The following is a 4,544-nucleotide window of genomic DNA, read 5'->3' as shown; positions in this document are numbered from 1 at the left end:
TGCTCGGGCGGGCGAAGGCCGTCCCGTCCTTCCGAACGGAGGAGACCGTGCCGGAGATCACCGAAGGGGCCGCGCTCTGGGAGCCGTCGCCGGAGCGGCGGGAGCAGAGTCAGATGGCGGGCTACATGCGGTGGCTCGCCGAGAAGCCAGGGCTGCGCTTCGACTCCTACGAGGCGCTCTGGCAGTGGTCGGTCACCGAGCTCGAGTCGTTCTGGGCCTCGCTCTGGGCGTACTTCGCGATCCGCGCGTCCACGCCGTACACACGGGTGCTGGACGAGCGCAAGATGCCGGGCGCCAGGTGGTTCGAGGGCGCCAAGCTGAACTACGCCGAGCACGCCTTCCGCCACGCATCGTCCGCCCACCCCGCGATCATCGCGCTTTCGGAGATCTGCCCGCGCCAGGAGATATCCTGGGCGGCCTTGCGGGCGGACGTCGCGTCGGTCGCTGCGGCGCTGCGGGATATGGGCGTCAAGCCCGGCGACCGGGTCGTGTCGTGCATGCCGAACATTCCAGAGACGATGGTTGCGTTTCTCGCGTGTGCGAGCCTCGGCGCCGTGTGGTCGAGCTGCTCGCCCGACATGGGCCTCGGCGCTGTGATCGATCGTTTCAAGCAGATCGGCGCGAAGGTGCTGTTCGCGGTCGACGGCTACCGGTACGGGGGCAAAGCGTTCGATCGGCGGCCGATGATCGAGGATCTCGAGCGGGCGCTGCCGACGCTCGAGCGCGTTGTGCTGCTGCCGTACCTCGACTCCGGCGCAGGCATCGGCTCGCTGCAGAACGGATGCCTCTGGCCGAGCCTGCTCGGCCGCGCCGCGCCGCTCTCCTTCGAGCAGGTCGACTTCCAGCATCCGCTGTGGATCGTCTACTCCTCCGGGACGAGCGGCTTGCCGAAGGCGATGGTTCACGGCCACGGGGGGATCGTCCTCGAGCACCTCAAGCTGATGACGTTGCACATGGACCTGCGACCCGGCGACCGGCTCTGCTGGATGACGACGACGGGCTGGATCATGTGGAACCTGCTGGCCGCCGCCCTGCTCGGAGGAGCGACGGCCGTGCTGTTCGACGGCAACCCGCTCCATCCAGACCCCGGCACCCTGTGGCGCGCCGTGGCCGAGACGCGCGCGACCTGCTTTGGCGCCGGCGCCGCGTTCTTCAACTCATGCATGAAAGCGGACCTCGAACCGGGCAAGGCGGTCGATCTGTCCGCGCTCGAGCAGATCGGCTCGACCGGCTCGCCGCTCTCCGTCGAGAACTTCGCGTGGATCTACCGCGCGGTGAAGAGGGACGTGTGGGTCGCCGCGATCAGCGGCGGCACCGACCCGGCGACCGGGTTCGTGGGCGGTTGTCCGCTGCTGCCCGTCACGGCCGGGGAGATGCAGTGCCGCCTGCTCGGCATCTCGGTGCACGCGTTCAACGATGCCGGGCAGCCGGTGACCGACGAGGTCGGCGAGCTGGTCGTCACCGAGCCGTTCCCGACGATGCCGCTCTACTTCTGGAACGATCCAGGAGACACGCGCTACCAGGAGAGCTACTTCGAGATGTTCCCCGGCAAGTGGCGGCACGGCGACTGGATCCGGTTTACGCCCGTCGGCCGCTCGGTGATCTTCGGCCGCTCGGACACGACGATCAACCGCTTCGGCATCCGCATGGGCACGAGCGAGATCTACCGTGCCGTCGAGGATGTCCCCGAGGTGCTCGATAGCCTCGTCGTCGACCTCGAGTACCTCGGCCGCACGTCCTACATGCCGCTGTTCGTCGTGCTGAGACCGGGGGTGATGCTCGACGACGCGCTCGCCGCACGGATCAAGGAGAGTATCAGGCGGCGCACCTCGGCGCGCTACGTGCCGGACGCCGTCTTCTCGATCGACGACATCCCACGCACGTTGACCGGCAAGAAGATGGAACTGCCGGTCCGCAAGCTACTGCTCGGTTACCCGCTCGAGAAGATCGCGAGCCAGGATGCGATGGCGAACCCGGATTCGCTTTCGTTCTTCGTCCAGCTGGCCCAGAAGCTCAATGGCTAAGGGCGTTCAATACCTCAGTGGCCATCTCGACGATGTCATCGAGGACAATCCGCCGTCCGCCCTTCGCGCAAGGGAGCCTGCGGCTGCTGGGTGACGGCCGCGTCGCGCTCGAGCTGAAGACGGCGTGCCACGACGGCACGCGGAAGCTGGTCTGAGCGTAGATGACATAAAGCGTATTGTCAGTCCTGGCCCGCCTCGCCCGAGGGCCTTCCCTCGGGACCTGCCTTGTCTCAGCGCTGCACCAGCTCCACCATCACCCCCTCCGGCCCGCGCACGAACGCGAGATAGAGGCCCGGGTTGCGCATCACCGGCCCGACGGCGATCTCCGCTCCCTTGGCGCGCAGCTCCGTCACCGCCGCGTCCAGATTGTCCACGGTCAGTCCAAAGTGCTCCAGCCCGTAGTGCGGAAACCCCGGGGCCGGACCGGTCTGCTCATGCGGATGCGGTGGCGCGATCAGCACGGTCTGTCCCCCCACCTTCATGCGCACCCGCATTTGCCCAGGATAGAGCGTACCCGGCGGATAGATATCCCGCGTCACTTCGGCCCCGAACATCGTCTCAAAGAAACGCGCCGTCGCATTCGGGTCCGGGCTGCGTAGATGGATATGGTCGTAACGGTACTCGGGCATCGGACGATCTCCTCTCGGGTCAAACCCGCCATATATCATCCGTCCGAGCGTAGATAACACAAAACCTGGACTCAGACGCCGGCCGCCCCAGGAGCCCGATGGCACAGCGGTCGCCCCGGCCATGGCTCCCTCGACGTGGACGATGGCCAGCGCGCAGGCATCGGCGCCGCCCCCGAGGGATCCACGGCGGCCACGTAGCGGGGGCCGTCCTGGGGCGGGAGCTCGTGGCGCCCCGCCGGGATCGCGGCCTCGACCCAGGCCGCGGGCAGGAAGGGGTCGAGCCGCTCGGCCCGGAGCGTCGGGTTCATGAGCAGGGAGGGGTGCGCCCGAAGGACACCCGGGTCGCCCGGATGTCCTGGGCCACCAAGGGGATCACGCCCCGCTCGCCCCGGGCGAGGTGCGGGTCATGGCCGCCAAAGAGCGCCTCGTAGCAGACGATGGGGGCGGCGATGCGGCTATCCTTGCCGGCGCGCGCCCCGGCGATCACCGTGACCTCGCCGAAGGGATGGCCCGGAGCAGGGTGTCCTGGGCGGGGGGGAGGGACGGGCCGAGCAGCTGGGGTCGGTGACGAAGCCGATGATGCTCGGCGGCGTCATGGTCCCTACCAGACCTCGAAGCGGCCCCGCCGGCAGAATCCGGCCAGGGCCCCGGGCCGAGGAGGCCCGCGGGACCGCGCGGCGGCGATGCTTGTCTTGGACGTCTGGGCTTCCCTTTGCTACCCTCCGCATGCAGACGCCGGAGACCGGGGTGGCAGGACCCACCAACACCCGTCAGAGCGCCCTTACCGGAGGAGACGGTCATGGCAAGCGACCCCTTCGCTGTTTACGCGCGCCGGGATTTTATGCGCATTGCAGGGAGCGGCCTGGCAGTGCTCGCGGTCGCGGCTCGGCCGCACGTCGCCGTGGCGCAGACGGCTGGCTCGCCGTTGAAGATCGGCATGGTCGGTGCCGGACGTGAGGGCGGCGCGCTCGGCACGCTGTTCGTCAAGGCCGGCCACCCGGTGATGTTCTCGTCGCGCCATCCCGAGGAGCTGAAGGGCCTCGTCGCCGGCCTCGGGCCGCTCGCGCAGGCCGGCACGGTCGAGCAAGCGATTGCCTTCGGCGATGTCGTGGCGATCGCCATCCCCTACACCGCGATGGAGCAGATCGGCAAAGCTCATGCAGGCGCCCTCGCCAAGAAGGTGCTGGTGATCGATGTGAGCAATCCGATCGCGCGGCGCGACGGCGAGGACCTCGTCAAATGGGTCGGCGAGCAGGGGGGAGCCGGGCTGGTGACCGCCAAATTGCTGCCGGGCGCGCACATCGTCCGCGCGTTCAATGCGATCGGCTCTCGAAGGCTGGTCGAGCTCGCACATCGCCCGGGCGAGCCGGTCGGGGTGCCGATCGCGGGCGACGATCCGAAGGCGATCTCGGTCGCCCAGAGCCTCATTCGTGAGATCGGGTTCGAGCCCGTTCTCGTCGGCGGGCTGGCCATGGGCAGGCATCTGGTGCCGGGAACACCGCTCGGAGGCGAGCACACGCCGGCAGAGATTCGACAGATCGCCGGCAGCCTGCACTGAGGCGAGCTTGACCAATTGAGCGTAGATAACATAAAACCCGTTCTCACCCATGGCCCGCTTCGCCTGAGGGTCCTCCCTCGGAACCTGCCGTGTCACAGCAGCATCATCCCGGGGCTCTATTGCGCCGGCAACGCCATGGCGAACCCCATCGGTACCCGCGCGATCGGCGCCGGCACCTCGATCGGACCCTGCCTCACCTGGGGCTATATCTGCGGCGCCAATATGCCGCGCGAAAACCGGTAAGCGATCCGTCCACGCCGAAGTCGCCGCTCGTAGGAACCGCCGGTATTGTGTCAAGCTGCTGGACCAGAATCGAAACCTAACAGGAGGAGC

6 protein-coding genes are annotated in these 4,544 nt (G+C 68.1%); 3 read left to right on the top strand and 3 right to left on the bottom strand.

Annotated elements, in window-relative coordinates; all coding sequences use genetic code 11:
* The first annotated feature begins 47 nt into the window (after nt 1-47).
* Both Q7W02_18210 and Q7W02_18205 read left to right on the top strand, forming a co-directional pair.
* Nucleotides 48-2,024, top strand: a complete 1,977-nt coding sequence (locus Q7W02_18210; GenBank protein ID MDO8478096.1) for an acetoacetate--CoA ligase — start codon at nt 48-50, stop codon at nt 2,022-2,024.
* Between the two features lie 32 nt (nt 2,025-2,056).
* A complete protein-coding gene (locus Q7W02_18205) occupies nt 2,057-2,179 on the top strand; it encodes a hypothetical protein (protein ID MDO8478095.1) in 123 nt (40 codons plus the stop codon).
* A 75-nt stretch (nt 2,180-2,254) separates the two neighbouring features.
* Here the strand turns inward: Q7W02_18205 and Q7W02_18200 are convergent, their stop codons facing one another.
* The 3 genes from Q7W02_18200 to Q7W02_18190 all read right to left on the bottom strand — a co-directional run bounded on the left by Q7W02_18200 (nt 2,255) and on the right by Q7W02_18190 (nt 3,140).
* Nucleotides 2,255-2,653 (bottom strand): VOC family protein, encoded by a 399-nt coding sequence (locus Q7W02_18200; protein ID MDO8478094.1) that lies wholly within the window; start codon nt 2,651-2,653, stop codon nt 2,255-2,257.
* Between the two features lie 71 nt (nt 2,654-2,724).
* The gene (locus Q7W02_18195; GenBank protein ID MDO8478093.1) at nt 2,725-2,961 is read right to left on the bottom strand and encodes a hypothetical protein; all 237 of its coding nucleotides are present in this window, start codon (nt 2,959-2,961) and stop codon (nt 2,725-2,727) included.
* Nucleotides 2,958-3,140, bottom strand: coding sequence for a hypothetical protein (locus Q7W02_18190; GenBank protein ID MDO8478092.1), 183 nt, complete (start codon nt 3,138-3,140; stop codon nt 2,958-2,960). Before Q7W02_18190 ends, Q7W02_18195 begins: the two co-directional genes overlap by 4 nt.
* A gap of 312 nt (nt 3,141-3,452) precedes the next feature.
* Between Q7W02_18190 and Q7W02_18185 the strand changes: the two genes are divergently transcribed.
* Nucleotides 3,453-4,211, top strand: coding sequence for an NAD(P)-binding domain-containing protein (locus Q7W02_18185; GenBank protein ID MDO8478091.1), 759 nt, complete (start codon nt 3,453-3,455; stop codon nt 4,209-4,211).
* The last annotated feature ends 333 nt before the right edge of the window (nt 4,212-4,544 follow it).

The organism is Candidatus Rokuibacteriota bacterium (genome assembly GCA_030647435.1).
Lineage (GTDB): Bacteria > Methylomirabilota > Methylomirabilia > Rokubacteriales > CSP1-6 > AR37.
This window is presented reverse-complemented; position numbering and strand designations above follow the sequence as displayed.

Coding starts and splice junctions, on each gene's coding strand:
- Q7W02_18205 (MDO8478095.1), top strand. CDS start 2,057: ATGTCATCGAGGACAATCCGCCGTCCGCCCTTCGCGCAAGGGAGCCTG.
- Q7W02_18200 (MDO8478094.1), bottom strand. CDS start 2,653: ATGCCCGAGTACCGTTACGACCATATCCATCTACGCAGCCCGGACCCG.
- Q7W02_18195 (MDO8478093.1), bottom strand. CDS start 2,961: ATGAACCCGACGCTCCGGGCCGAGCGGCTCGACCCCTTCCTGCCCGCG.
- Q7W02_18185 (MDO8478091.1), top strand. CDS start 3,453: ATGGCAAGCGACCCCTTCGCTGTTTACGCGCGCCGGGATTTTATGCGC.